Origin of the sequence: Planococcus soli (assembly GCF_016881065.1) — a bacterium.
GTDB classification, from domain to species: Bacteria; Bacillota; Bacilli; order Bacillales_A; family Planococcaceae; genus Planococcus; species Planococcus soli.
Genome location: NZ_WXYN01000007.1, coordinates 128,143 through 154,709 on the forward strand (window position 1 = coordinate 128,143; position 26,567 = coordinate 154,709).

The window sequence follows — 26,567 nt, forward strand, 5'->3', positions numbered from 1 at the left end:
CATAAATTCCGTTTCTTGCTTTTTTTGAATCAAAACCTTATTTTGTACTTAGTATAGAAACAAAAGACTAATCCCTGCCGCGCATTTTAAAGGAAAGGATGAAAAAGATATGCCAGTCGCCCACCCCGCCATTTATTGGTCAACGATCGAATACAATTCGTGGAAATTTCACATCGCCAGAACTGAAAAAGGATTGTGTTACGTCGGTTCTCCCGGTGAAAGCCTTGAGAAATTTACAGCTTATTTCAATAAACGTTTTCCTGCGGCAGCTCTTGTAAAAAACGACGGAATGCTTTCGGACTACAGTCAGGAATTAACAGCTTATCTGAAGGGTTCGCATCTAGTATTTTCTTTGCCTACCGATGTACAGGGAACTCCTTTTCAGCAACAAACATGGCAGGCTTTAAAAAATACCGTATGGGCAGACCTTTTCTTATTCTGAAATTGCCGAACAGATCGGCCGGCCTTCAGCTGTGCGCGCAGTGGCAACCGCGATTGCCGCAAATCCATTGCTTATCACCGTGCCCTGCCACCGCGTCATTGGCAAGAATGGAACCATGTCAGGCTATAGAGGCGGACTTGCTTTCAAACGATTGCTGCTGGATTTGGAAACTCAAAATCTGCCAACAAAATAAACGAACTTCCGCTTCTTTTGCCGTGGCGGGGAGTCCGTTTTCCATTCAAAACTATTGCTTTTTCTTTTTGACGATCGCTACAGTGCATCTTGAAACACAAATAAGTTTTTCTTCTTCATCAACGATTTTAATATCCCAGACCATCGTCGTTCTGCCTTTATGCAGTGGTGTTCCGATAGCGGTCACTAGTCCCTCCTGTTTGCCGCGCAGGTGATTGGCATTGATTTCTAAACCGACGGCAATTTCGTTTTCCTGATCGATCAACTGCCAGGTTCCGACACTGGCGACTGATTCTGCCAATACGACGGAAGCTCCGCCATGCAACTGCCCAAAAGGCTGATGTGTAGCTGCGTGCACAGGCATTGTCGCTCTCACTTTATCAGGGCCGACCTCAACGAATTCAATCCCCAACACACCCGCAATTGTTTCCTCTAACGGTTTCATTTGCATAATGGCATTCTCCTTCTCCAGTTAAAAATTCCTCAATCCTGATGCCTGCCTAAGGAACTTATTCATCAAGCTTCGCTTTTAGCATAAAGTTCACGCAAAAGGAACTTTTGTATTTTTCCGCTGGCATTGCGCGGCAGTTCATCGACAAAGCGATAAGTTCTTGGCCGTTTAAAACGGGCAAGCTTATCATTATTGAGGCAAAACTCTTCCAGTTGCTGCTCCGTCAGCAAAGCATCTTTAGCGACGATAAATGCCATCACCGCTTCGCCCCATTTTTGGTCAGGAATTCCCAGAACGGCAACATCCCGAACCTGGTCATGTTCATGCAGAACATCCTCCACTTCACGCGGATAGATATTTTCTCCGCCGCTGATGATCATGTCATCCACCCGATCGGCCACAAACAAATAGCCATCTTCATCCATATACCCCAGATCACTCGTATGATACCAGCCTTTATATAATACGCGGGAGGTAGCCTGCGGACGATGGAAGTAACCAGCCATCATGCTCGGACCTCGTACAATGATTTCTCCCACTTCAAATATCCCTACTCTGTCATCCGGCTCCGATGGCCCTTTTTCATTTGGCCGAACAATTCGGATTTCATGGTTAAAGGCAGGTTTGCCGGCAGATCCCGCTTTGGTCAGCTGTTCGTCTTCTGCCAGGAATGTGATAGCCGGACCCATTTCCGTTTGGCCATAGGCCTGAATCAAATCAATACCAAGGACTTCTTTGACCTGCTTGACCAGTACGGGCGCCATTGGAGCCGCTCCATACAATCCACGCTGCAGCGTTTTGACTTTTGAATCCGCTCCACCCAGATCCGCTATCATGCTCCACATGGTCGGCACAGCAAACATGACCGTAACCTTTTCTTTTTCAATAGTGTCCACAGCTGCTTGAGGGGTGAATTGATGCAAGATGATGCTTGAAGCTCCTGCTTGAACGCGTGGAATAACACAGCAATGCAATTCAGCACAATGAAACATCGGTGCGATCACCAGACCCACATCATTTTTCGTATATTTCAGCATCGCAATGCACGTCATGCTTTGTTCAGTCATGTCGCGATGGCGATGAATCACTCCTTTTGGCCGCCCGGTCGTACCGCTTGTATACATAATGGCGTAGGTATCGAGTTCATCAACCTGCACGAAAGGATCTGTTGCTGGCGCTGCACCGACCCGTTTCCGATAACTCACTGCATAGTCAGGAACATTTTCGTCTATAAACCAAAATTGGATACTTGGAAAATGTGCGGCGACTCCCTTGACAGTGTCTTTTAACGCTTCTTCGAAGAGGACGACTTCAGGTGTCGCATCATTTAAAATATACACCAGCTCTTCCGGCTTTAACCGGAAATTGATGGGATTAAAAACAGCCCCGATCTTTGCACAGGCAAATAATGCAGTAGGCAATTCACGGTTGTTAAACAAAAAAGTAGAAACACGATCTCCTTTACTGACGCCTGCTGAAGTTAAAGCATTCGCTAAACGATGAACTTCAGCACTCCATTGTGAGTAGGTCCATCTTTCCCCTCTTCTCACGTCAACCAGCGCTTCTTTGTCCGGATACAGACCTACTGTCTGATCAAAGATTTTGCCAAGTGTCGCATACATCCTTCGCTTCTCCTCCTTCTAATGAAATCGTTTTCTTTAGTCATTTCATTACATGATGTCAGAAAAAAAGAAATATTGCAACAATTCAAAGGCTCATCTTTGTATAAGAAATTAGTCCCTATTTTAAGAGACTGCTATTTGAACTGAAATAACATACCAGATGTCAGTATCGCTTTATTTTTCTATTTTGCTAAACATAAAGCGTTTTACCCCTAACATCCCATATTTTTTTACTGGGCTATTAACATTTATTAAATGAGACCGATAAAGTTAATGTGCAAACTATCACTCATTAAAAACATTTAATCGCATAAGAACTACTTTTCAATGATAAATACAAAACACGCATTTTGTTACTTTTATTTTTGTAACACAAATGTAATATTGAAACTTATTGCCTATATCGGATTAATTATATAGAATTAAGTAAATTACAGAGAATAGATTGAATTATCTATAAAAAGAAGAGAAAAAGGGGTTTGAGGATGAGAAAAATTATTTTTACATTATTTGCAGCTACTACCTTATCGTTGGCAATTGGTACTTCGGACACCGAAGCCAGTAATTACACTATTAAGCCAGGAGATACATTATGGAAAATCGCTTCCAGCAATAATGTATCGGTTGATCAACTGATCACGTGGAACAAATTATCCTCCAATTCTATTTATCCTAATCAAAAAATTAAGGTTGCAGCTGTAACATCCCCACCAAAGGTCACTGCTCCTAAAACATCTGCAAGCTCAGTAAGTACATATACGGTAAAAGCTGGAGATACATTGTCACACATAGCCAGAGTTCACAGTACCAGCGTTAGTTCTATCCAACAGTTAAATAAGCTTTCGGGAAGCATGATCCGTCCCGGACAAAAAATAACTGTCCGTGGACAAGCACAGGCGACTGCACCAGCAACGACTATTAAAGCTCCTGCCAAGGCTCCTACTGTTTCCAAAACCAGTAGCTACCGCGTAGTCAGTGGCGATACATTATTCAATATCGCTAAAAAACACGGGACAACGGTCTCACAGCTAACGAGCTTAAACGGTTTGAAAACAAGCTCGATCCGAGTTGGCCAGGTATTGAAAGTTGATGGCAGTTCGGCAGTTAAACAGCCCGTGACTGTTTCTAATCCAGTTTCAGCTGCACCTGCGCCATCCGGGAATATTTCAACACTGGTTGCTACAGCGAATTCGCTGCTGGGTACACCTTATAAATGGGGCGGTGCTGCACCAGGCGGCTTCGATTGCAGCGGCTTCATCTATCATGTTTACAATAAAGCGGGAATCAGCATTCCAAGAACGAATACAACAGGCTATGATGCGATGTCTTCTGCAGTGAGCTCCCCTCAGGTGGGCGATTTGGTGTTCTTTAAGAATACATACCGCCCTGGGATTTCACATATGGGTATCTACATCGGCAACAACAGCTTTATTCATGCTGGCGGCGATCGAGTTCAAATTACCAGCTTGAACGACAGTTATTGGGGCAAGCACTTTGATAGCTACCAGCGCTTGAACGCAATGAGGTAACAAGAAAAGCGGAAGCAGCCATGGAGCCCTGACAAGCGCTGGAAGCCTTACCGGTGATGGCGGTCTTCGCCATTGCTAGTAAGGCTGAAGCGACTCGAGGGGCTGGCTGCTGAAGTCTGGACACAGAAAAGCGGAAGCGCCCGTGTAGCTCTGACGGGCATAAGAAAGACCGGCAAAGCGGCGCTTTTTGCCGCGCAGTCGGGCTGGCTTATGACCCAAAGAGCTGGGTGCTGGAGTCTGGACAACAAGAAAAGCAGAAGCAGAAGCTTCTATATAAGAAGAGCAGCAGCGGCTTGGCCGCTGCTGCTCTTTTTTGCTTTTCTTCCTCTTGAAATCAATAGTTTGACTGGAAAATCTCGCTAATTATAATCATTATCACTTAGAATTGATTTTAATTTAAAAACTGTTATTATTAAGTTTGTAGTGTTTACATAAAAAAGAGAATGAGGTGTACGATTCATGAGTACAAATAAAACAGGTTTAACAACCAGCTGGGGTGCCCCAGTCGGAGACAACCAGAATTCCCAGACGGCCGGACAACGCGGCCCTGTCCTATTACAAGATGTTCATCTGCTTGAAAAGCTTGCACATTTCAATAGAGAACGTATTCCTGAGCGTGTAGTACATGCCAAAGGCGCCGGAGCTCACGGATATTTTGAAGTAACTCAAGATGTCTCCCAATATACAAAAGCCGCTTTCTTATCTGAAGTCGGCAAAAAAACCGACATGTTCGCCCGCTTCTCAACCGTAGCCGGTGAACTGGGATCTGCTGATACTGTCCGTGACCCGCGCGGATTTTCATTGAAATTCTATACAGAAGAAGGAAATTATGATCTAGTCGGCAACAATACGCCAATTTTCTTCATCCAAGATGCGATTAAATTCCCTGATTTTATCCATACACAAAAACGCGATCCACGTACTCACCTGAAAAACCCTAACGCAGTGTGGGACTTCTGGTCATTATCACCAGAATCATTGCACCAGGTTACTTATTTGATGGGCGACCGCGGAATTCCTGCTACTCTTCGTCACATGCATGGTTTCGGCAGCCACACATTCAAATGGACAAATGCGGAAGGCCAATCAGTTTGGATCAAATACCACATGCTTACTGAGCAAGGCATTCAAAACATCACTCAGGAAGTTGCGGACAAAATTGCTGGTGAAAACCCTGATTTCCACACGGAAGACCTTTTCAATGCAATTGAACAAGGCGATTTTCCCGAGTGGAAAATGTATGTGCAGGTTATGCCTTTGGAAGATGCGAACACGTATCGCTTCGACCCATTTGATGTAACAAAAACATGGTCTCACAAAGACTACCCGTTAATGGAAGTTGGGCGCATGGTGCTTAACCGCAATCCGGAAAACTATTTTGCTGAAGTGGAGCAGGCTACTTTCTCCCCAGGCACATTGGTTCCTGGCATCGACGTGTCACCGGACAAAATGCTTCAAGGCCGTTTGTTCGCGTACCACGATGCTCATCGTTACCGCGTAGGCGCTAACCACCAGATGCTGCCGATCAACGCGGCGAAAAACCAAGTCAACAACTACCAGCGCGACGGCCAGATGAACTTTGGCAATAACGGCGGCGGTTCTGTCTACTACGAGCCGAACAGCTACGGCGGCCCTGTTGAAACTGAAGCTGCTAAACCGGCTAAGATGGAAGTATCCGGCATCACGGATTCAGTGCCTTACTTCAAAGAAGATCATTACACGCAGCCAGGCGACCTTTACCGTCTGCAAAGCGCTGAAGAGCAAGAGCGTCTTGTCGAAACTTTCGTCGGCGGCTTGAGCGCTGTGGATAAAGAAGACATCAAACTTCGCCAAATCAGCCATTTGTACAAAGCGGATGCTGAATTCGGTACACGTGTGGCTGAAGGCCTTGGTCTTTCAGTTCCGGATCTTACTGAAACAAAATAATTACTTGATAAAATAACCTCTATATTCTCAATTAGCCATTCATCCAAAATTTGGATGAATGGCTTTTCTTTTTTCCAAAGTAAAAAATAATTCCTCAACAGATATTTGCCTACAAAAAAGAGACCCGCTATGGCCTCTTTCAACTCTTATTCTACATCAACCAATTGATTGGCAATAATTTTCGCCAGATCAGAGCCGTTTTGAATGCAAGCCCCAATTCCCACCCCAAAGTAGGACGAGCCGGCAAGTTTAACATTGGGAACCAGTTCTTCCATTTTCAGCTCCAGTGCACTGATCGCGGTTTTATGGGCCATGTGATAATTAGGCATCAAGTTTTTCCAGCCGGTCACTTCGACTGCTATAGGCGCTTCTTCAATTCCCAAACTTTTGCGGACATCCTCTCTTGCCACTTTTACAAGTTCTTTTTCAGACAAATTGTTCAGCATTCGGTAGGAAGGATGCGAACTCTTATAAAATAGACGAACCAGCAAATTATGGTTTTTTGAAGTATGCCGCCATTTCCGGCTGGTCCAAGTACAGGCGTTGCAATGCAGGTCACTTTCCTGCGAGACGATAAATCCGGTGCCATCTTTCGGCAGCTGCTCATCCGGAACGTCATACCCCAGGTAGACACTGATCAATGAAGAATTGAGGAACTGATCGAACTCAGTATCCAGCTCTGCTATTCCCAAAAGCCGCTGAGCAACTTGGTGAGGCGTTGCCAAAATGACGTAGTCCGCCTCTATCACCGCTCCATTTTCCAACTCCACAAGATACTGTTCTCCATCCCTTTGGACCGACTTGGTTCCGACGCCTTTCAATATGCGGGCATGTTCCAGCTGTTTTTCCATTTCATCAATCAATACCCGCATGCCTCCATCAAAAGAGATGAACTTCTTATTCGCAGCACCTTGAAAATATTCCTTGTTTGCTTCAAATCCTTTAATGATGCTGCCATATTTATTTTTATAGTCGACCAAGTACGGCAGGGTCGACGCCAGCGTCAGTTCGTGAAGGCTGCCGGAATAAACACCGGACAAAACAGGCGCAATCTGATTCTCTACCAGCTCCCTGCCAAGGAACGCTTCAAGAAACTCCCCGATTGAACTGTCCCGGGTAAAGTTTTCATTGGTGCTGTCAAAATCTTTCATCGCTGCTTGTTTGCCCTCTTCTGATACGAGCGTTGAACGGAACAGCGCTTCTTTGTCCATCGGAATGCCGAACACTGTATCTTTGGGAATGGCGTGCAGCACATTGTTGGCATATAAATAGGAAATGCCCGTGCCGTTATAGACAACACGGTCCGCAATGCCAAGATCTTCAATCAGAGGCATCACACTGGCATGGCGTGCAACAATCGAGTCTGCCCCGACTTCCATGACAAATTCGTCATCTGTAACGGTCCTGATTTTGCCGCCCAACTGCGCTTCCCGTTCAATCAGCACCAATTCCAGATCCAGATTTTCTTGCAGATTCAGTTTTTGTAAATAATACATAGCGGAAAGGCCGGTAATGCCTCCACCAATGACTACAGCTTTCTTCAACTTTATCCACTCCTTGCGTATGCTTACATTCTACCAATATTTCAGACTGGCAGCAGGGATCTTTTTGTCTTTTTTGATACGCTTTTCCCTTCTCACCATGGTAGGATAATGAATAGAGACCCGCATTTTCCATGCGGAAGGGAGAGACGTTTAATGATGAACGCTATTGACCAGAATATCATAGAGAGACGCTCAATCAAAAAATTCAAGGTGGACGCTGTCAGTGTCGAAGAAATTATCGAACTATTGAATGTCGCCAAGTGGGCACCTAACCATAAAGTAAACGAACCTTGGCGTTTTCTGCTATATACGGACGCTGGCAAAGAAAAATTCGTCCAGGCATTTATTGAATCTATGTGCACGCCGGACGGGGAAGTCCCACCGAAAGTGTTCAATAAAGCCGATTACTTCCGCAGCATCCCCCTTCACCTGGTTGTCGTCATGCCGGAAGACCCTAGACAAAGAAGATGGGATGAGGATTATGGAGCGGTTTCTTCCATGCTTCAAAACTTTCAGCTGGCAGCCTGGGAACGCGGCATCGGCATGATTTGGCGCTCCAATGACTGGATCTACAACCCTGTGTTCCGCGAGGCTATCGGGGTGAAACCCGGCGAAAAAATCGTCGCTACGATGATGATTGGCTATCCTGCCCATGTTCCCGCTAAACAGGAACGTACGGATATTCGCGAAAAGCTGACGATTATCAGCGAATAATATGGTTTTGAAAGAGGTTGCGCAATCTGTGGCACCTCTTTTTTTTCTGCTAAAACCTCTTTGAATACATGGCAGTCTTCAGCATGTTCGCCGTTACATAAATTGTTTTATGCCATGGGAACTATTTCGAGGCACATCGGTCTAATAAAGAAAAGAACTCAGAATCTTGTAGAAGAAGGGGAACGGCGCGATGAAAACCGTGTGGATAATACTTTTATACCTATGTGTTTTCGGCTTGTCCGTTTACGTCTATTCCACCCAGCTGAATGGTCCGGCTGCTGAACTGCATCAGCGGCTTTTGCCCGTCGAGATTAAAATGGTGAAGGCGGGAATGAGTGAAGGGGAACTGAAGCAAATCGTACTGAATGCCGAGAAAACCGGAGATGTCCTATCGATTGCCGGTATGCAGCACAGCCAAGGCGGACAGACAGTGTATCCGAACGGCGTCATGGTCGATATGAAACCTTACAATCAGGTCATCGAAGTCAATGAAGATGAAAAAACAGTGACTGTACAAAGCGGCGCAACGTGGTCGGATATTCAGGAAGCCATCAATCCGTATGGTTTATCGCTGAAAGTCAGCCAGTCCCAGAATATTTTCACCGTGGGCGGTTCGCTGAGCGTCAATGCCCACGGTTTGGACATCCGCAATGGCGGTTTGACGGATACTGTTCTCTCCATGCGTTTACTGAATGCTGAAGGTGACATTCTCCAGTTGAGCCCTTCGGAAAACAAGGAGTTATTTTATGCGGTTCTCGGAGGCTACGGATTATTCGGCATTATTTTGGATGTCACGCTGGAGCTGACTGATGATGAGCTATATGAAACTCAAACGGCTAGCATGCCTTACCGCGACTATCCTGCGTACTTCAAGCGGCAGGTGCAGGACAATCCGGATGCCAAGATGCATCTGGCCCGCATCTCCATTGCACCAGAGTCTTTTATGGAAGAAATGTATACGATTACGTACAAAACAGCCGAGGACCAAACGCCGTTTCCTGACTATCAAAAATTAAAAACTGAAAACCTGGTGGCCGTTCCGAAGTTTTTCCTAGGCCTTTCTCGCATCAATGATGCCGGAAAAGACAGCTTTTGGAATGCCCAAACAGCCTATACACAACAAATCGATGGAAACCTCGTTTCACGCAATAATGTCATGCGTTCAGATTCCGAATTCATGGAATATGACAATAGCCGAAAAACGGAAATTCTTCAGGAGTACTTTGTCCCTGTAGATCAATTTGAACACTATATCCCGGCGCTTAAGGCCGTAGTGGAAGCTAATCCCGATTTCAACTTATTGAATGTTACAATCCGCTACGTCGGAAAAAATGAGGATGCTGTTTTGTCCTATGCCAAAGAAGATATGTTTTCACTGGTGCTTCTGATCAACCAGGGAACCGATACTGAAAGTGTTCAGCAAACACAGGATGTTGTACAGGAAATGATCGATGTGACTCTTAAGCATGGCGGCAGCTATTACCTGCCATACTTTGGCTATCCGACAAAAGGCCAATTGCAGGAAGCTTATCCAAGAACCGGAGAATTCTTCGAATTGAAAGACCGGTTTGATCCGGACCACCGCTTTATGAATCTTTTTTACGAGGAGTACCGGCCATGAACTATAAACGTTTTATCTACTATCAAGGCACCGTTGGCATGGCATCCAGCATGATTTTTCCGTTCTACATTCTGCTGATCAGAAATGTTGGAGACAGCTATGCCCAGTTCGGCTGGGCATATGGCCTATTCGCATTGACAGCCGCGTTGTGCTATCCACTGATTGGAAAATATGCCGACCGCATCGGGGATAAGACTCTGCTCGGCGTCTATTCCTGGGGAATGGCCATCCTCCTGCTGTTTTTTCCATTGGCTTCGGAAGTTTGGCACGTCTACATCCTGCAGGTCCTGATGGGTATGCTTGGGGCTGTTCAAAAAAATTCCGAAAAAACGGTTCTGGCACGCTATGTCACAAAAGAGATTGCCGGCACGCAAATTGGCCGCTACCATGTCTGGACCTCTGTCGCCGCAGCCCTGGCCGTTATCGCAACCGGTTATCTCGTCGATTTTCTGACGATCGCCAGCATCTTTTACATTGCCTCCCTTGTTTTCGCCTGGAGCGGGCTGCAATTGTTGAAACTGGAAAATACCGCTGCATAACAACCAGACTAAAAAGATGCATTTTCTCCAGCCAGTACTATGGCCCGAAAAAATGCATCTTTTTATATAGAAAATTACACAGTCTTCTTATTTAATACGGACATGGCCCCCATAGCTCCTGAAAATTCCCCGTTGTCGAGAAATAAAGGAACCGATCCGCGCAAAATAGTATAGCTTGTCACAACTTCCTTGAGCAAAGGATTGTCAATAAAGGAAGAGCCAATGTAGACGATGGTCGAACTGTTGCATTGATGGGCTGCCTGCACACTGACTGTGCTCACCGTTTCGCCAACCAAGCCGATGACCGTTGCCAATAGCTCTTCTTTCGTTAAATCTTCTGAAATGGCAAATAAATTCTGCCCAAAGTTGCTGGCTGTCAATTCTCCTGAAATGGGAGGCTCTTTGCCTTCGTAAATATGCTTGACCTTCAAATCGATTCGTTCGCGGGAACCCTGCCTTGCCAAAGCCACAATGTCATCGTATCTGGTAACACCTGTCAATAAATGGCTCAACCCGATCAACGTTCCGCCGCCGACACCGGTTCCGCCCAAGCGCTCATGAACATTGTTCTGAATGCAGTGAATAGAGGTTCCAGTCCCGACATTCGTCACCAGATAAGCATCTTCCAAACGGCCCATCTTCTTAAGAAGAACCTGCACACCTAGGTGAGTAGCTTCAAATTCCACCATTTCCTGGGCAGGCTGATCGAGCAAAGAAATCAAAACCCCTGATTTGCCTCCCGTTACACATACTTTACTATCGCTAAGACCATTCACCCAGTCAGCAACCCGCTCAATTTCAGCAATGGGATACTTCTCAAAATGGACTTCTCCTTTTCGGGTATACGCCACTTTGACCAACGTACCGCCTGCATCTATTCCGACAATCATTTCCGCACCTGCTCTTTCTCGCATCTTTCTAAAAAATGCCAGATAATAAACACACATATGATAAAATTCTACCATACTCGTTTATATTATGGGAGCTGTTTGCCGGCCGTTCTCAAAACAAAGGGGTTTAGTTCAATACGTCATGTTAATCAGAGCGGTTTTACGGGTATAGCATACCCAAGACATCAATAAAACAGAGGAGGAAACAGCATGGATTCAACAATTTGGCTGTACATAGCACTCGCAATCTTTGTAGTGGGGCTGATCATTGCAATCGTCGGCGTTGTTATGCTGATATCAGGGATGAAGGAACCGGTGAAAAAGATGAAAGGTTCCGCGAACAATTTGAAAGAGCGGGTCGATAAGCTCAATTTAGAAGTTTCAACCTTGTCGCATAACGCAAATGAATTAAAAGAAGACGTCCAAATAAAATCCGAAAAAGTCGGCGTGCTGGTCGATGCTGCAAAAGGCACAATGAATTCGGTCGTTGACTTGAATGCTTCGGTCCGGGCAATCACAGGCGGTATTGCATCAAGAGTGGACCATGACAAGCGCAGCATTGCAGAAGTCAATCAATACAGCAACACAGCTATTGGTTTTGTCAATTTTATAAAAAACCGGACGTCCTCCGAAACCGTCAACACCACTTATACTCCGACATCTGCAGCTGAAGAAAATCAGTTGCCGAAAAACTATTAAAAGAATTGGAAAAGGCAGCCGCATAGGCTGCCTTTTTTAATGCTTCATTGTGTTTTCATAATCATTTTTTTGGATTTTCTATGTTTTTATGGATATTGACCTGATGCGGGAACGGAATTTCGATGCCCTTTGCATCAAGAGCTTCTTTGATGGCTTTTCGCAATTGGCGCTCTACCGCCCATTGTTCACCGCTTTGTGCTTTTGCGATGACCCGCAAGGTCACATCTGATGCACCAAATGCCTGAACCCCTATGACATCAGGACCTTCAACAATTGTCGAATCTTTTGCTGCCACCTGGTCGCAGGCTGTTTGGATAATGCTAACCGCTTCGTCAATATTTTCATCGTAAGATATGCCAATATCAACGAGTGCACGCATATTGCCCCGCGAATGGTTGCTGACTGTGGTAATGTCCCGATTCGGAATATAATTCAATGTGCCATCGAAACTGCGGATTTGAGTTGTTCTTAAACCAACCGCCTCTACAATGCCGTCCAGACTTCCAACCGTCACGTAATCATTTACGTCGAGCTGTTTTTCCAGCAGCAAAAAGAAACCTGTCACTACATCACTGACAAGGCCTTGAGCTCCAAAGCCTATCGCCAGCCCAATAATTCCGGCACCCGCAATCAAACTGGCAACAGACAAGCCGAATATATTGAATAGGGTCGCAACCAATATAAAAATCAATACGTAAGAGAACACGTTTTCCGTTAAACTTTGGAGCGTCAATGCACGGCCTTTCGTAACATCGCCTTTTACCAGCAGTTTATCGAAAAAACGATCTATCAGTTTTTTCCCGATTGCTTTTACCAAAGCAAAAGCAATGAGAATCCCGATAATTTGAGCTGCAATCACTCCTGCGCTAAAGAGCAGTGCTTCCCAATCAAAGCTTTCAAAATTCAAAACAAATCATCCTTTCCATTATCCTGTTTCTTTATAACATATATGCACCTTCCATTTCATTTGTCGGGACTAAACCGAAGAGATTCGGGTAGTAATTGAAGAAGATCAAATTTAGCGAGGAGGATTCTAATGAAAATACAAGCAGCCGTTACACATGGCTTAGGAGAAGAGTTTAAATTTGAAGAAGTGGAACTGGGTGAACCAAAAATACATGAGGTGCTGGTGAAAATTGTGGCATCCGGTGTTTGCCATACGGATGCTGTAGCAAGAGATCTAGGCTTGTCTCCATTTCCTGCAGTCTTGGGACATGAAGGGTCCGGAATCGTTGAAAAAGTGGGATCTGCCGTTACGACCATCCAGGCTGGCGATCATGTCGTGCTGTCGTTCGCTTATTGCGGCCATTGCGAAAATTGCCTGACGGGACATCCGACTGTTTGCCTAAATTTCAACGACTTGAACTTTGGCGGCAAAATGCAGGATGGCACAAACCGAATCCATCACCACGATCATGCTGTGTCAACATTTTTCGGGCAATCGTCTTTTAGCACTTTCGCTGTGACCAACGAACGAAATGTCGTCAAAATTGATCCGGAAGTGGATTTGACGCTTCTTGGTCCTCTAGGCTGCGGCATTCAGACGGGCGCGGGCACGGTATTGAACCGGTTCAAGCCTGAGTTTGGTTCCTCAATCGCCATTTACGGCAGCGGTGCAGTCGGATTGAGCGCGGTTATGGCAGCGAAAATTGCTGGCTGTCTTAACATCATCGCAGTTGATATTCATGATGGCCGTCTGGAACTTGCCAAGGAATTGGGAGCGACGCATACGCTCAACGGCAAAAATGTCGACGTCGTACAAGAGATCAAAAAAATCACAAAAGGCGGTACACATTATGCGGTCGAGACCACCGGAGTGCCGCCAGTCGTTAAACAAGCAATCCACGCCCTTCGCCCGCTCGGTTCATGCGCCATTGTCGGCGTGACACCTGAAATCACGTTTGATGTCCATAATGACATCATGGCAGAAGGCAAAACCGTCATGGGAGTTATTGAAGGCGACTCGATTCCGCAAGTGTTCATTCCGCAGCTGGTGGATTATTATAAACGCGGCCTGTTCCCATTCGATAAATTAACTAAAGTCTATGATTTTGACCAGCTTAACCAAGCATTCGAAGACTCAAAAAAAGGCATTACCATCAAGCCGATCGTAAAGATTGGGCAGCAATAAAAGTGATCTTTAAATAATTGATTCCACTAAAAAAGTCGAGCGCCTGAAGGAGGCACTCGACTTTTTTGCTGTTCATGTATCCAGAAAATTTTTCCCGACTAATTCTTTTGAAGAAAAAATAAATGCTTCCACCAAGCGCACGGTATTTTTCAGATCATCCAAATCGACAATTTCAATCGGGGTATGCGTATAGCGCGAAGGAATGGAAACCACTCCTGACGAAACCCCGGTAGATGTCATATGAATGGCCCCGGCATCTGTGCCGATGCCCATGAAAATCTCCTGCTGGTAAGGAATGCTTTGCTCTACTGCCACTTTTTCCAAAAGACCTGTGACAAGCGGATGGGCAATCAAAGATTTGTCAGCAATTTTAATGCAAGGGCCGCCTCCAAGCGTACGCGTGCCCGTCATAAGGACATCATACGTATCGCTGGTTGGTGTAGTATCGACAGCCAAGGCGAAATCCGGTTTGATTCCCGGTGACAAAACAGAAGCACCCCGCAAGCCCACTTCTTCCTGGACCGTAAAGACACAGTAGATGTCGCCGTGTTTGCTGTCTTTGTTTGACTGCAGATTCTTGATCAGCTCGATCAATACGGCGCAGCCTGCGCGGTCATCCAGTGCTTTTCCGACGACGCGGTTGCGCTTCTTATCTCCCACTAACTTCAGTCCGCTGCCATAGCTGATGGGCTGGCCAACCTTAATGCCCATTTCAAGAACTTCCTCTGCCGAAGATGCTCCAACATCGATATACAAATCACGATGGGAAGTGATGCGTTTTGGATCATCCCACTTCACATAGTGGACCGCTAACGTTCCAATCACCCCTTCTATATAACCCTCGGCTCCCTTAATCGTAACCGGCTGAGCCAGCAAAACGCGGTTATCGAACCCGCCAAGCTGCTCGAAACGCAGTGTGCCGTTCGGTTCGATCTTCTTGACGATAAAGCCGATTTCATCGGCATGCGCCGCTAGCAGAATGGATGGCATCTCCGGATCTGTCGCTTTTACTGTCGCAATCAGATTTCCCAGTGCATCGACTTCTACCTTATCCACTTTGTTTTCTATTTCACTTTTGATAAAGCGTTGAACGTCCTGTTCAAATCCGCTTGGTCCTACCAGTTCACATAGATTTTTCAACAATTCATACAACAATCATCCACTCCAAACTATTGATTTGATAGGTACACGTCAGTCATTAAATCGTTGCTCATCGGGTGCGGCACGTAATCTTCCACATAATCGCTTTGTGCAAGCGGCGGTGTTGTATAAGCCAACATTACCCAAGGTGCATCTTCCTGGAACAATGCCTGTGCTTCTTTATAAAGTTCCGTCCGCTTGTCCTGGTCAATGGTTTCACGCGCTTCTGTAATCAACGAGGTAAATTCATCACTCTTGTAGAAGGCGATATTCTGTGCGGGCACTTCCGCATTGGTTTTGCTTAAGTTTGGATACAGGAAGTTATCAGGATCCGCCATGACGCCAGTCCAGCCATACATTGCCATACTGTGCTTCCCGCTCTTCGTATCGTCCAGGTATGTCGCCCATTCTGTCGAGATGATTTCTGCCGTGATGCCAATTTCGGCTAAATCCGACTGGATTGCTTCAGCGATTTTCATCGGTTCAGGCAAGTAAGGGCGCGGATTGCTCATCGTATATAATTCCGTCTCGAAGCCATTTTCAAAGCCCGCTTCTGCCAACAGTTTTTTCGCTTCTTCGACATTGTAATCGTATTTTTCCAGTTCATCATCATGGCTCCATAGCGAAGGCGGCAACGGGCTTGTTGCCGGATCCGCCATCCCATTGTAAAACGCATCGACGATTTCCTCTTTATTGATTGCCATATTGATCGCTTTTCGGACCAACGGATCATCAAACGGTTCTTTCTCCATATTGAACGCCATATAACCGATATTGAAACTTGGCCGTTTCTGCAGCTCAAGCCCTTGTGCTTCTTCAACGACATTGGTGTCTCCCGCATTCATTCCGTCCAAGACGTCAATTTCTCCCGTCTGCAGGGCGTTCAAACGCGCGGCATTTTCAGGAATCACCTGATAAATGACCTTGTCCAGGTAAGGTTTGCCATCCATCCAGTACTCCGGATTTTTAGCCAACGTAATGGTGCTGTTGCGGCTCCACTCTTCGAACATGAATGGTCCCGTCCCCACCGGGTGCTCGTTCAATTCAGCTCCGTATTGTTCGATGGCAGCCGGACTCGCGATTCCGAACATGGAAATGGCTAAATAGCTGAGGAACGGCGCAGTTTTGCGTTTCAACTTGATTTCAAGTTCATGTTCTCCAGTCGCTAAAACATGCTCAATCAAATGATTTTCGTCTCCTTTAAATCCGCCATAGAGGAACGGATAATAAGGGAAATCCCCTTGATGGTACGGGTTTTCCGGATCCATCCATCGTTCAAAATTGAAGACGACAGCTTCAGCGTTAAAGTCCGTTCCATCATGGAATTTGACGCCTTCCCGCAGCTGGAATGTCCAAGTCAAGCCATCTTCGCTGGAGCTGTACTCTGTTGCCAGCTTAGGCTGCAGTTCCAGGTTCTGATCGTATTCCAATAAGGTCTCAAAGATATTGTGGGTGACGCGGATGGATTCGCCATCTGTGACATTAATCGGATCCAATCCAACCGAATCGGCTCCTCGGCCGTAAATCAATGTACCGCCCTGTTTGTCTTTTTCGGTCATATCCTCTCCGGTATTTTCCGTCCCCCCTGTTTCATCGCCTCCGGAACAGGCTGCCAACAATAAAACCAAAATCAACATAAAATAAAATGGACGATACTGTTTCTTCTTCACGTCTTTTCCCCCTCGTATTATTTTTCCACCTTTTGTCTACATAACGGAAGTGAATTATACATATTAATAAACAAAAAGAATATAAATCTCAGTATAAGCATTTTAATGCAAATTATCAAATAAATATTCAAAGATTCTTCATAAAAACATTTCCAAAAATATTCTTGTCCAAATAAAAAACAAATCCGTCGCTAAACGGATTTGCCAATTTTTTTATACCGGTCCCCAGTTGATCAGTACAGCGAATGTCAACATGACAACTGCAATAACCACCCACATCAACAATAGCGGCAGCATCCACTTTGCCCATTTGATCCAAGGTACTCCTGCTACAGCAAGACTCGCCATTAGCGGTCCGGATGTCGGGAAGATACTGTTGGTGAATCCATCACCAAATTGAAAGGCCTGAACAGCCACCTGTCTGGTAACACCGATCATATCCGACAAAGGCGCGAGAATCGGCATGACAATCATTGCCTGGCCGCTTCCTGAAGGAACAAGGAAGTTCAATGCACCGTTGGCGACGAACATCCCTAAAGCTGCAAAGACAGGCGACAGTCCTTCTAAAGGCACTGATAAGGCTTGCACAAAAGTATCCAAGATCAGTGCATTTTCCATCACGATCAAGATAGCGCGAGCCACACCGATAATCAATGCACCGTATACCAAATTTTTGCAGCCTTCCAAAAAGGTCAAAGTTAATTTATTGTAATCCATCCCTGCAATGATGCCTGCACCAATACCGATAATTATAAAGAATGCAGCCATATGATCGATGGTCCATTGAAATTCGATTGTCGCATACACAAAGAATGCCAGGCACAGCCCAACAAACGACAAAATCAGCTTGTGCCGTGCCGTAAATGGCGCATCCAGCGGAGATTCGTCTTTCGCCCCTTCATCGAGCACGCCAATTAAACTTCTGGACGGGTCTGCCAATACTTTCTTTGCGTAGCTCCACGTATAGAGAATCGTCACGCCGACAATTACGACAAAAGCGATGACACGCAGCCCCATCCCTGAAAACAAAGGCACGTCCGCAATTGACTGGGCAATCCCCACTGTATAGGGATTTAAAAATCCGACATTAAAGCCTGCAAACGTTGCACCAAACGTAATGGCCACTGCAACAATCGCATCCAACTTTAAAGCTCTTGCAATGATAACCCCGATTGCCACAAAGGGAATAATCGAGTTTGCCACTGCCCCCACTGCTCCACCAAGGGCAAACAGGATGGATACCAGGGCAATCAACAGGAATTCTTTTCCTTTGGTTTTATTGACCGCCCGCAGGATGCCGCCTTTGATCGCTCCAGAGCGCTCCACCACTTCAAATGCTCCTCCGGCAAACAGGACCAAGAAAATCAAGCCGCCTGATTCGACCATTCCCGCCTGCAATGCCAGGAAAATGTCCATAAAGCCAGTAGGATTGCTGTCGGTTTGTGCATACGTATTCGGAACTACCCGTTCGACTTCATCTACCATTTCCCGTTCAAAGGAACCCGCTGGCACAATATAAGTGGCCGCTACAGCCATTAATAACACAATAAACAAAATTACATATGTATCCGGCATTTCAAACTTCTTTTTCCTTTTCAGCTCTGCTTCTTTCTGGTTGTTGGGAACACTCATAAAAATTCCATTTCCTCTCAAACTATCGATTTCCTTTTCATTCTTTCGCCATCCGAAAAGGATTGTTTATCAGTATATAAGTTTAAGAGAAAATTATCAAATCGGTTTTTTCAGAATTTTAAGAAGAAAACTGTTCTCTTAAGGATGCCTCGATCTAAAAATTTTTAAAAATCAGTTGGACAATGCTCTATTCTTTCCCATCTTGGGTATAGGTATCTTAGTGATTATTTCATTCTTGTTTTTACAGAAGGGACGTTGTCGATGCCTTACGCTTATACGGAAGATGCCACAGCTTTATATTACGAGATTGCCGGTCGTGGAACCCCTATTGTTTTTATCCACCCTCCTGTTATGGGACATATGGTTTTTAAGCATCAAAAAAGGCTTGCAGGGGATTTTCAAACTATTCTTTACGATCTTCGCGGCCACGGTCTGAGTTCAAAAGGAAACACGCCCCTCTCCATAGAACTTTTAGCAAAAGATGTAAAATGCCTATTGGACGAACTGAACATCCCCAAAGCCGTGATCTGCGGATTTTCAAATGGCGGCACCATTGCACAAGAATTTGCATTATTGTATCCCGAGAGAACAGAGGCCCTCATTTTAAGCGGCGGCTACTCAAGGGTTGATAGCCTCAACCTGAAAAGCATGCTCAGATTCGGCATGGCCATGAGTAAGCTCAATAAAGTTTCAATATTAGCAAAGATGCAAGCAAAGTCGCATAAATACTTTAAAGAAGATGAAGCTGATTTTTATCAATATGGCAAACTGGCTGACCCGCAGAGTGTTTATGAATTTTGCAATGCCGGCATTAGCTACAACTCTACTCACTCTCTTTACCGTTTAAAAATGCCGGTGCTATTGGTATATGGTTCACAAGAAAAATCGATGCACCATTACCGGATTCCTTTCCAGCAACATGCCTCCAATGTGAAAGTGGTCTACATTAAAGGGGCAAGCCATGAAGTGCCGCCAAGGCATTTCCCGGAATTTAACGGCGTGGTCCATCAATTTCTGCAATCACAAAAACAAAAGCTAACTCCATCCGCTAAAATCCAGAATAAATAGAGTGCATGTTTTCACAACAAGAAGAGCCATTCCGGCTACCCGGAATGGCTCTTGCTGCTGTTATTTTCTTTCGCTATTTTCAGCACCTATGCTATATGAAGTGTTGATCAGTGTGAACAGCTGCTCTATTTTATTTAAAATATCCAATGCCAGCAAACCGTTCCCTTCTGCGGTTTTCGGATAGCCAAGCGGCATCGTGCGCCGGACCAATTGTGCATATAATTCGGCTTCTGTCAGTTCACGGGCAAACTCTTTTTCTGAAATGTTTTTAATCAATGCCAAAGCGCCGGAGACGTGCGGCGTGGCCATTGATGTGCCGGACAGACTGGCGTACTTCCCTCCCGGAAACGTCGAATAAATATCAACTCCGGGAGCAACCAAATCAATTTCATCATTGGTATTGCTGAACGGTGCAATTCTGCGGTCAAAATCTACCGCCCCCACTTGAATCACTTCACCATAAGCTCCGGGATAAGCGAATTCATCGGTATCGTGAAGGTCATCTCCTTCATTTCCTGCGGCACAGACAACTGGAATACCAGCGTCCACTGCCCTTTTAATCGCCGCATGAAGCTCAGCCACATCTTCCGGCCCTCCCAGCGACATGGAAATTACACTCACTGTCTCCTCTTCGGAGCCTTTCCAATCGACCGCAAAATGGATAGCGTCGATGATTCCTTGATATTCCCCGCTGCCCTCTCCTGTCAACACTTTCAAAATGAGCAGATGGGCCTCAGGAGCGACTCCCGCTATTCCTCCATTTTCGCTGTGAGAGGCGGCAACAGTTCCAGCAACATGCGTGCCATGGCCATTGTTATCATCAAAGTTTTCCGAATCTCCATCAAAATCAGCCGTAAAATTTTTCCCGCCAATAACTCGGTCCTGCAGGTCCGGATGATCCGGTTGGCAGCCCGTATCCAGGATAGCCACGATGTTCCCTTTTCCTCGTTCTGCTTCTTCCCATACATCGGGTGCCTGAATCATCCGGACGCCCTCAGGAATTTGGGGTGCCTGTTCTGTTATTTCTTCTACGCGGTAAGGAATTAAATGCATCTTTGCCATTTGTTTCACTCCTCATAATTTCCAATTATTTTCTTACTTCCTTAATTCGGCGCCCATGCCCCGAAACCTTTATTATTCCATTGAAAAAACCGATGCCTCAATCCCGGCACCGGTTTCCCTCTAATTATAGTTGTCTAAACCCGCCAGTGTTGGCACGGACATTGACTTCAGAATACTTTTTAAGGTCTTGTTCTTTCGATAGCATCGTTCCAACCCACCCGCCGATAAATCCAAGCGGTACAGAAAGTAAGGCTGGATTGGTCAACGGGAAGAGGGGATCTCCTACGAAAATTGCCGCACCAGCTTCCGGGCTCATAACGCTCGGGCTGAGAGATACCAGCACCAAAGCCGAAATCAATCCTGTCATAATAGCTGATACCGCGCCTGTTGTATTAAACCGTTTCCAGAAAATCGTGTAGACGATAACCGGCAAATTGGCACTGGCCGCAATACAGAATGCCAGCGACACTAGGAATGCCACGTTCAGGCTTTGGGCAAAAATCGCCAGAAGGATCGAGAATGCCGATACGCCAAGAGAAGCATAGCGAGCTGCCAGCATTTGCTGGCGTTCAGTTGCTTGGCCTTTTTTGATGATTTGGCCGTAAATATCATGGGCAAATGCGGAAGCTCCTGTCAGAACCAGTCCTGCTACTACGGCAAGAATCGTTGCAAATGCGACTGCAGAAATGAACGACATCAACACATCGCCGCCTAATGCCTGAGCCAAAAGCGGTGCCGCCATGTTGCCCGCGGGATTTGTCGAGGTGATCAAATCAGATCCTACGAAAGCTGCTGCTCCAAACCCAAGGAAAATAGTCATGACATAGAAAATTCCAACAATCCATGTCGCCCACATAACTGAGCTCCGGGCTGTTTTTGCATCTTTGACGGTAAAGAAACGCATGAGTATATGCGGCAGACCTGCAGTACCCAACACTAAAGCAAGCATCAGCGAGATCGTATCCAACGGAATCGTATATCTAACTCCGGGGCTTAAATACGCTTCTCCATGAGGTGTAGCTGTCTTCATCTGTGTAAACATCTCCAGTATATTGAAGTTGAAGTTTTTCAATACAAGGAAAGACAAAATAACGGTACCAACCATCAACAACACAGCTTTGATAATCTGCACCCAACTTGTCGCGGTCATCCCGCCAAACAAAACATAGACAGTCATCATGATACCGACAAGCAGGACTGCCCATATGTAATCGATGCCGAACAGCAGTTGAATTAATGCTCCTGCCCCGACCAATTGTGCAATCATATAGAAGATAACGATTGTAATAGAGCTTAATGCCGCAGCGCCACGAACTTTCTTTGCATTAAAGCGTGCATTAATCATATCGGCAAGTGTATATTTTCCCAAGTTGCGGAGTGGCTCAGCTACGATGAAAAGAACGACCAAATACGCTACCAGGTAGCCGATGGAGAATAGGAAGCCGTCAAAGCCGAATAAAGCGATTGCTCCCGCAATACCCAGGAAAGAAGCTGCAGACAAATAATCTCCCGCAATAGCCAAGCCATTTTGCCAGCCTGTCAATCCGCCTCCAGCCGTGTAGAAATCGCTGGCGGAATTTGTACGTTTCGCCGCAAAATAGGTAATGACAAGAGTAATTCCCACAATAAAAACAAATATGGCTATAACCGTAGCGTTCATCGATTTTCCTCCTCATCGTAATCAAATTCCTTTAGCGTGTCCTTAGCCATTTCATCGAACTTTTCCGCACGTTTCATGTATACGGTTACAAGAATCCACGTCATAGCGAATAAGGAGAAAGCAAACACCCATACCCATGTGATGTCTCCTATAAAACCAGCATTTAACCAATCTGTATAGGAAATCACGATATTGAATAAAAGATAAAGTCCTAAGAATAAAATCGTTGTCGGAATAAGAAAACTTTTTTTCTTGCGCATCAGCTCCCTGAAACCTTCGGAGTTTTCAATTTTTTGAAAATCCGGAGTTCCATCTGCCAGCCTTTCATGCGTTACCTTTTCTCGAATCCTTTCATCATTGGTTTTATCCCCTGCGATTACTTTTGTCATGCCTATCACCCCTTTATTTTACTTTTCTGAATCTATAAACAATTAAAGCACTACCCATTTTCAGAGTCAATAATTATTTGAAAAAAATGTAAATATGTCATTTTCTCTTTGTGCTGTTTTTCTCTGGATAAGTTGTTTCAAACAGAGCAATGGAATCCTTAGCTATCAGCTGGAACTGAACAAAGGATATTATCGGTTTTTACCGAATACATAACAGAAGAGCTAAACAACGAGGAGCCGATAAAATGGGAAAATGGATGATCTACGGTGCAAATGGCTACACGGGTGAATTGATTGCCAGAGAAGCTGTCAGAAGAGGCATGTCTCCTGTACTTGGAGGGCGCAATGCCCATAAAATCCGGCCATTAGCAGAAGAATTGTCAGTGGAGTTTCAAGCTTTTCCGCTGGATGAACACGCCGCAGCACAGTTGGAAGATATCGATTTGGTGCTTCACTGTGCAGGCCCTTTTCAAGTAACCAGTGAACCTATGATTCATGCCTGTCTGTCTGCAAAAACACATTATTTGGATATTACAGGAGAAATTTCTGTGTTCGAATACACGCATTCGCTGCATTCTCGAGCTGCAGAAAAAAATGTCATCCTGTGCTCAGGGGTTGGCTTTGATGTTGTACCGACAGATTGCACCGCGTTAAAACTGAAAGAAGAAATGCCTGATGCCACGGAACTGGCGCTTGGCTTTGATTCGGATTCAGGCATATCCCCCGGCACGTTCAAAACGATGATCCAAGGTCTGGGTTCAGGCAGCATGCACCGGAAAGATGGTGTTCTGAAAACTGTAACGCTCGGGACCCAGCGCCGGACCATCGACTTTGGGCGCGGTTCACGTTCCGCGATGGGAATCCCCTGGGGCGACGTTTCGACCGCGTATTACACGACCGGCATTCCAAATATTTCTGCCTGGATACCGATGCCAAAACCACAAGTTTACAGTACACGTCTCCTTGGGGCAGCGGGTCCTTTGCTCGCGACAGACTGGCTTAAAGAAAAACTGCAAGGGCAAGTGGAAAGACGGATACAAGGTCCGGACAGCAGCGTTCGTGCAAATTCTCCTGCCTATATTTGGGGACAAGCCAAAAACCAGCAAGGCATTATCAAGGTCGCACGCATTCGCACCGCTAATGTCTATGATTTAACGGTCTACGGTTCCCTGGAAATTGTCAGACGTCTTTTAATTGAAAGGATCGAAGGCGGATACTATACACCCGCCGGCCTTTTCGGTTCCAGTTTGGTAGAAAGCCTGCCGGGTTCAGGCACTTTTGAAATCGATACTTTTTATCCGAGGCAATAGAGCTAGGCAGAGCGAAACGCTGCAAAGCATTGTTCTCCAACCAAAAAAGAAGACAAATCCCGGTTTCTGGGATTTGTCTTCTGCTTTAGCTATATAAGTTGAACGAAAGAAACCAACCCTTGCCCATCTCGCCGGTGCTGCGAGATGGTGTGAATTGAAAGCAGGCTGCTGTTTTCCGCTGTATTCAAAAAGATAGGGGGCAAATCAGCAGGTAGAAATCATTAGTTCAACTTATATAAGATCCTTTTTCATTAATTGCATCCGCCGGTTGAACAAAGTCGGATAAGACAGGAAGCCAAGCATGACACTGGTCACAGCGGCCGTTGTCAACAACAGGAACATAATGAGCAGCTGGAACTGAACCGCCTGGATCGGATCTGCCCCTGCAATGATCTGCCCGCTCATCATTCCCGGCAGCTGGACGAGCCCGACGGTTTTCTGGCTTTCAATGGTTGGAATCATACTGGCTTTGATCGAATTGATCAATTGCGTATGAATTGCCTGTTTCGGCGTTCCTCCAAGCGACAGGATCAACTCGGTTTCGTCCTGATGCGACTCAATTTCCGATGTAAATCGGTTCAGGAAAAGAATCGACAAGACCATTGAATTTCCGATGACCATTCCACTGATTGGGATGATGTATTGAGCTGTTGCTGGTGTAATATTGAATCCTAACAGGATGCCTTGCGTTAATACTTCCACAGATATCAGGGTGACAGCCACCTTGGACGTGATGCCTTGGATCGCCGCCCCTTTTTTCTGCGCATTGTGCGTTGCCGCCACAATCATCAAAGCGACCATCAGGAAAATATAAACCAGGCTTTCCGAATCAAAAACAAACTTCAGTACATAGCCGACTGCCAATAATTGAACAATTGAACGCAAAGTAGCAACAATTGTATCCCTTTCCAGACCAAGGTTCAGAGTTTTAGATAAAAGAAGAGGGATCACAACAAAAATCAGGGTGATGGACAACGTTAAATAGCTCATTGCGCTTCCCCCATAACAAACTGTCTGACTTTATCATTTGCCGGATCATTGAGCAGACTGCTTTCGCCTGTTTCAACCACTTCGCCATTCATCATTACCCATGTAAAATCACCAATCTCACGCGCCTGTTGGAGGTTGTGCGTAATCCAAATGATGGTAGTGCCGTATTTCTTATTGATTTTAACAATCAGTTCTTCAATTTCCTTCAAAGAAGTTCGGTCCAAGGAAGATGTAATCTCATCCAGCAGCAAAACAGCCGGTTTGTTGACAAGTGTTCGGGCAATCGAAACTTTTTGGCGCTGGCCGCCGGATAAGTCTTTGACTTTCCGGTCCAGCAATTCTTCTTCAAGTCCAACATCGTGCAGCAATTCTTTTGCCTGAGCTTCGGACAGGGACTTTCCCTGCAGCTCCAGCGGCAGGCTCAAGTTTTTGTAGACAGTGCCGCCAACCATTGGGGCGCTTTGAAGCGCGATTCCGACTAACCGGCGAAGGTCAACCGGCTCATAGTCTTCAATAGGCTTGTCTTTAATGTAAACTTCCCCTGATTGAGGTGATAGCAATCCGTTGCATAATTTCAGTAAAGTTGTCTTGCCGGCTCCCGATGGACCTACCAATGTTGTGATTTTCCCTTCTGGAAAAGAACCTGTGATGCCTGTTAAAATGGGGGTTTTCCCAAATGAAAAAGCCACATGATTAAAGTGGACAGCCGGCCTATAATTTATAGACATAAAGATCACTTCCTTTCGGCCAGAAAAACAGCACACTTTTTATAGTGTGCTGCCGGCATTGCTATTACTCTTCCAATTTGCGATGTGCAAACTCATCATCCATTTTCAGGAAGTATTCGCCGCCTTCTTCAATCGCTCTTACTCTTGCAATGATGTCGCGGAATGATTTTTCTTCTTCCATCTGTTCCTCGATAAACCAATCAAGAAATGATAGCGTTGCATGCTCCTGCATCTCGTCAGCTAAGGTGACTAACGCATAAATATTGCTGGTAACGCTTTTCTCCTGCGATAATGAACTTTCCAGAACGTCCAGCGCACTGACGAAATGATTTTTCGGCTCAGTCAAAGCCTGTAAAACTGGCTTCTCATCCATTGTCACCAAATAATTGTAGAATTTCATCGCGTGAAAATGCTCTTCTCTTGATTGGATCAAATAGAAGTTCGCAAATCCATGATAGCCTTTTTTCGAAAAGTAAGCTGCCATAGCCGTATAAGCATGAGCTGCCTGTAATTCATTATTGAATTGGTCGTTTAATGCGTTCGTTAATTTTTCTGATAACATCCTTATTCCTCCTCTTTCTTATTTAGAATTATTATAATGTAGTCAATATACCATAG

23 protein-coding genes and 1 pseudogene are annotated in these 26,567 nt (G+C 45.4%); 10 read left to right on the forward strand and 14 right to left on the reverse strand.

Going from position 1 to position 26,567, the window contains the following annotated elements; genetic code table 11:
- Positions 1-109 precede the first annotated feature (109 nt).
- Positions 110-635 (forward strand): annotated as a pseudogene (locus tag GJB59_RS19380) (methylated-DNA--[protein]-cysteine S-methyltransferase).
- Between the two features lie 51 nt (positions 636-686).
- Here GJB59_RS19380 and GJB59_RS02980 read toward each other — a convergent pair.
- Complete coding sequence (locus GJB59_RS02980; RefSeq protein ID WP_142827478.1) at positions 687-1,085, reverse strand: hotdog fold thioesterase; 399 nt, start codon at positions 1,083-1,085, stop codon at positions 687-689.
- A 65-nt stretch (positions 1,086-1,150) separates the two neighbouring features.
- Positions 1,151-2,707: a fatty acid--CoA ligase gene (locus GJB59_RS02985; protein ID WP_142827479.1), complete on the reverse strand. Its 1,557-nt coding sequence runs from the start codon at positions 2,705-2,707 to the stop codon at positions 1,151-1,153.
- Positions 2,708-3,192: 485 nt separating this feature from the next.
- Here GJB59_RS02985 and GJB59_RS02990 point away from each other — a divergent pair, with 485 nt between their 5' ends.
- Together GJB59_RS02990 and katA are read left to right on the forward strand one after the other, a co-directional pair.
- The gene (locus tag GJB59_RS02990; RefSeq protein WP_142827480.1) at positions 3,193-4,236 is read left to right on the forward strand and encodes a C40 family peptidase; all 1,044 of its coding nucleotides are present in this window, start codon (positions 3,193-3,195) and stop codon (positions 4,234-4,236) included.
- A gap of 459 nt (positions 4,237-4,695) precedes the next feature.
- Positions 4,696-6,162, forward strand: a complete 1,467-nt coding sequence (gene katA / locus GJB59_RS02995) for a catalase KatA (protein WP_142827481.1) — start codon at positions 4,696-4,698, stop codon at positions 6,160-6,162.
- Positions 6,163-6,308: 146 nt separating this feature from the next.
- Here katA and GJB59_RS03000 read toward each other — a convergent pair whose 3' ends face one another.
- A complete protein-coding gene (locus tag GJB59_RS03000) occupies positions 6,309-7,706 on the reverse strand; it encodes a protoporphyrinogen oxidase (protein WP_142827482.1) in 1,398 nt (465 codons plus the stop codon).
- Positions 7,707-7,862: 156 nt separating this feature from the next.
- On the opposite strand from GJB59_RS03000, the gene GJB59_RS03005 reads away from it, so the two are divergent.
- From GJB59_RS03005 to GJB59_RS03015, 3 genes are all read left to right on the forward strand, one after another.
- Positions 7,863-8,420 (forward strand): nitroreductase family protein, encoded by a 558-nt coding sequence (locus tag GJB59_RS03005; protein ID WP_142827635.1) that lies wholly within the window; start codon positions 7,863-7,865, stop codon positions 8,418-8,420.
- A 190-nt stretch (positions 8,421-8,610) separates the two neighbouring features.
- Complete coding sequence (locus GJB59_RS03010) at positions 8,611-10,041, forward strand: FAD-binding oxidoreductase (RefSeq protein WP_236015381.1); 1,431 nt, start codon at positions 8,611-8,613, stop codon at positions 10,039-10,041.
- Positions 10,038-10,580: an MFS transporter gene (locus GJB59_RS03015; RefSeq protein ID WP_142827483.1), complete on the forward strand. Its 543-nt coding sequence runs from the start codon at positions 10,038-10,040 to the stop codon at positions 10,578-10,580. Before GJB59_RS03010 ends, GJB59_RS03015 begins: the two co-directional genes overlap by 4 nt.
- Positions 10,581-10,654: 74 nt before the next feature.
- On the opposite strand, the gene coaW is transcribed toward GJB59_RS03015, so the two are convergent.
- Entirely contained in the window at positions 10,655-11,470 is an 816-nt protein-coding gene (coaW, locus tag GJB59_RS03020) for a type II pantothenate kinase (protein ID WP_142827484.1), read from the reverse strand.
- A 210-nt stretch (positions 11,471-11,680) separates the two neighbouring features.
- On the opposite strand from coaW, the gene GJB59_RS03025 reads away from it, so the two are divergent.
- Entirely contained in the window at positions 11,681-12,169 is a 489-nt protein-coding gene (locus GJB59_RS03025) for a DUF948 domain-containing protein (RefSeq protein ID WP_142827485.1), read from the forward strand.
- Positions 12,170-12,230: 61 nt separating this feature from the next.
- Here GJB59_RS03025 and GJB59_RS03030 read toward each other — a convergent pair whose 3' ends face one another.
- Positions 12,231-13,076 (reverse strand): mechanosensitive ion channel family protein, encoded by an 846-nt coding sequence (locus GJB59_RS03030; protein ID WP_142827486.1) that lies wholly within the window; start codon positions 13,074-13,076, stop codon positions 12,231-12,233.
- Positions 13,077-13,205: 129 nt separating this feature from the next.
- On the opposite strand from GJB59_RS03030, the gene GJB59_RS03035 reads away from it, so the two are divergent.
- A complete protein-coding gene (locus GJB59_RS03035; protein ID WP_142827487.1) occupies positions 13,206-14,300 on the forward strand; it encodes an NAD(P)-dependent alcohol dehydrogenase in 1,095 nt (364 codons plus the stop codon).
- 72 nt (positions 14,301-14,372) lie between these two features.
- Here GJB59_RS03035 and GJB59_RS03040 read toward each other — a convergent pair whose 3' ends face one another.
- From GJB59_RS03040 to GJB59_RS03050, 3 genes are all read right to left on the reverse strand, one after another.
- Entirely contained in the window at positions 14,373-15,455 is a 1,083-nt protein-coding gene (locus GJB59_RS03040; RefSeq protein ID WP_236015383.1) for a M42 family metallopeptidase, read from the reverse strand.
- Positions 15,456-15,469: 14 nt separating this feature from the next.
- The gene (locus GJB59_RS03045; protein WP_328822959.1) at positions 15,470-17,110 is read right to left on the reverse strand and encodes an ABC transporter substrate-binding protein; all 1,641 of its coding nucleotides are present in this window, start codon (positions 17,108-17,110) and stop codon (positions 15,470-15,472) included.
- A gap of 213 nt (positions 17,111-17,323) precedes the next feature.
- Complete coding sequence (locus GJB59_RS03050; protein WP_142827488.1) at positions 17,324-18,742, reverse strand: YfcC family protein; 1,419 nt, start codon at positions 18,740-18,742, stop codon at positions 17,324-17,326.
- Between the two features lie 261 nt (positions 18,743-19,003).
- Here GJB59_RS03050 and GJB59_RS03055 point away from each other — a divergent pair, with 261 nt between their 5' ends.
- Positions 19,004-19,810: an alpha/beta fold hydrolase gene (locus GJB59_RS03055; protein ID WP_142827489.1), complete on the forward strand. Its 807-nt coding sequence runs from the start codon at positions 19,004-19,006 to the stop codon at positions 19,808-19,810.
- A 60-nt stretch (positions 19,811-19,870) separates the two neighbouring features.
- Here the strand turns inward: GJB59_RS03055 and GJB59_RS03060 are convergent, their stop codons facing one another.
- The 3 genes from GJB59_RS03060 to GJB59_RS03070 form a co-directional block, all read right to left on the reverse strand.
- The gene (locus GJB59_RS03060) at positions 19,871-20,872 is read right to left on the reverse strand and encodes a S8 family peptidase (protein ID WP_142827490.1); all 1,002 of its coding nucleotides are present in this window, start codon (positions 20,870-20,872) and stop codon (positions 19,871-19,873) included.
- A 124-nt stretch (positions 20,873-20,996) separates the two neighbouring features.
- The gene (locus GJB59_RS03065; protein ID WP_142827491.1) at positions 20,997-22,532 is read right to left on the reverse strand and encodes a solute symporter family protein; all 1,536 of its coding nucleotides are present in this window, start codon (positions 22,530-22,532) and stop codon (positions 20,997-20,999) included.
- Positions 22,529-22,921 carry a DUF485 domain-containing protein gene (locus tag GJB59_RS03070; RefSeq protein WP_142827492.1) on the reverse strand — a complete coding sequence of 131 codons (393 nt, stop codon included), beginning with the start codon at positions 22,919-22,921 and terminating at the stop codon, positions 22,529-22,531. The genes GJB59_RS03065 and GJB59_RS03070 overlap by 4 nt, the downstream gene beginning before the upstream one ends.
- A 245-nt stretch (positions 22,922-23,166) precedes the next feature.
- Here GJB59_RS03070 and GJB59_RS03075 point away from each other — a divergent pair, with 245 nt between their 5' ends.
- The gene (locus tag GJB59_RS03075; RefSeq protein ID WP_142827493.1) at positions 23,167-24,231 is read left to right on the forward strand and encodes a saccharopine dehydrogenase family protein; all 1,065 of its coding nucleotides are present in this window, start codon (positions 23,167-23,169) and stop codon (positions 24,229-24,231) included.
- Positions 24,232-24,462: 231 nt separating this feature from the next.
- On the opposite strand, the gene GJB59_RS03080 is transcribed toward GJB59_RS03075, so the two are convergent.
- From GJB59_RS03080 to GJB59_RS03090, 3 genes are all read right to left on the reverse strand, one after another.
- Positions 24,463-25,221: an ABC transporter permease gene (locus GJB59_RS03080; protein WP_142827494.1), complete on the reverse strand. Its 759-nt coding sequence runs from the start codon at positions 25,219-25,221 to the stop codon at positions 24,463-24,465.
- Positions 25,218-25,949 (reverse strand): ABC transporter ATP-binding protein, encoded by a 732-nt coding sequence (locus tag GJB59_RS03085; protein ID WP_142827495.1) that lies wholly within the window; start codon positions 25,947-25,949, stop codon positions 25,218-25,220. Before GJB59_RS03085 ends, GJB59_RS03080 begins: the two co-directional genes overlap by 4 nt.
- A 64-nt stretch (positions 25,950-26,013) precedes the next feature.
- Positions 26,014-26,511 (reverse strand): ferritin, encoded by a 498-nt coding sequence (locus GJB59_RS03090; RefSeq protein ID WP_142827496.1) that lies wholly within the window; start codon positions 26,509-26,511, stop codon positions 26,014-26,016.
- Positions 26,512-26,567 lie beyond the last annotated feature (56 nt).

Excerpts from the sequence above, each read along its gene's own strand:
- GJB59_RS03070 (WP_142827492.1), bottom strand. The coding sequence starts at position 22,921 with ATGACAAAAGTAATCGCAGGGGATAAAACCAATGATGAAAGGATTCGA.
- GJB59_RS02980 (WP_142827478.1), bottom strand. The coding sequence starts at position 1,085 with ATGCAAATGAAACCGTTAGAGGAAACAATTGCGGGTGTGTTGGGGATT.
- GJB59_RS03025 (WP_142827485.1), top strand. The coding sequence starts at position 11,681 with ATGGATTCAACAATTTGGCTGTACATAGCACTCGCAATCTTTGTAGTG.
- coaW (WP_142827484.1), bottom strand. The coding sequence starts at position 11,470 with ATGATTGTCGGAATAGATGCAGGCGGTACGTTGGTCAAAGTGGCGTAT.
- GJB59_RS03090 (WP_142827496.1), bottom strand. The coding sequence starts at position 26,511 with ATGTTATCAGAAAAATTAACGAACGCATTAAACGACCAATTCAATAAT.
- GJB59_RS03010 (WP_236015381.1), top strand. The coding sequence starts at position 8,611 with ATGAAAACCGTGTGGATAATACTTTTATACCTATGTGTTTTCGGCTTG.
- GJB59_RS03080 (WP_142827494.1), bottom strand. The coding sequence starts at position 25,221 with ATGAGCTATTTAACGTTGTCCATCACCCTGATTTTTGTTGTGATCCCT.
- GJB59_RS03050 (WP_142827488.1), bottom strand. The coding sequence starts at position 18,742 with ATGAGTGTTCCCAACAACCAGAAAGAAGCAGAGCTGAAAAGGAAAAAG.
- GJB59_RS03015 (WP_142827483.1), top strand. The coding sequence starts at position 10,038 with ATGAACTATAAACGTTTTATCTACTATCAAGGCACCGTTGGCATGGCA.
- GJB59_RS02985 (WP_142827479.1), bottom strand. The coding sequence starts at position 2,707 with ATGTATGCGACACTTGGCAAAATCTTTGATCAGACAGTAGGTCTGTAT.
- GJB59_RS02990 (WP_142827480.1), top strand. The coding sequence starts at position 3,193 with ATGAGAAAAATTATTTTTACATTATTTGCAGCTACTACCTTATCGTTG.
- GJB59_RS03075 (WP_142827493.1), top strand. The coding sequence starts at position 23,167 with ATGGGAAAATGGATGATCTACGGTGCAAATGGCTACACGGGTGAATTG.
- GJB59_RS03035 (WP_142827487.1), top strand. The coding sequence starts at position 13,206 with ATGAAAATACAAGCAGCCGTTACACATGGCTTAGGAGAAGAGTTTAAA.
- GJB59_RS03065 (WP_142827491.1), bottom strand. The coding sequence starts at position 22,532 with ATGAACGCTACGGTTATAGCCATATTTGTTTTTATTGTGGGAATTACT.
- GJB59_RS03085 (WP_142827495.1), bottom strand. The coding sequence starts at position 25,949 with ATGTCTATAAATTATAGGCCGGCTGTCCACTTTAATCATGTGGCTTTT.
- katA (WP_142827481.1), top strand. The coding sequence starts at position 4,696 with ATGAGTACAAATAAAACAGGTTTAACAACCAGCTGGGGTGCCCCAGTC.
- GJB59_RS03005 (WP_142827635.1), top strand. The coding sequence starts at position 7,863 with ATGAACGCTATTGACCAGAATATCATAGAGAGACGCTCAATCAAAAAA.
- GJB59_RS03060 (WP_142827490.1), bottom strand. The coding sequence starts at position 20,872 with ATGGCAAAGATGCATTTAATTCCTTACCGCGTAGAAGAAATAACAGAA.
- GJB59_RS03055 (WP_142827489.1), top strand. The coding sequence starts at position 19,004 with ATGCCTTACGCTTATACGGAAGATGCCACAGCTTTATATTACGAGATT.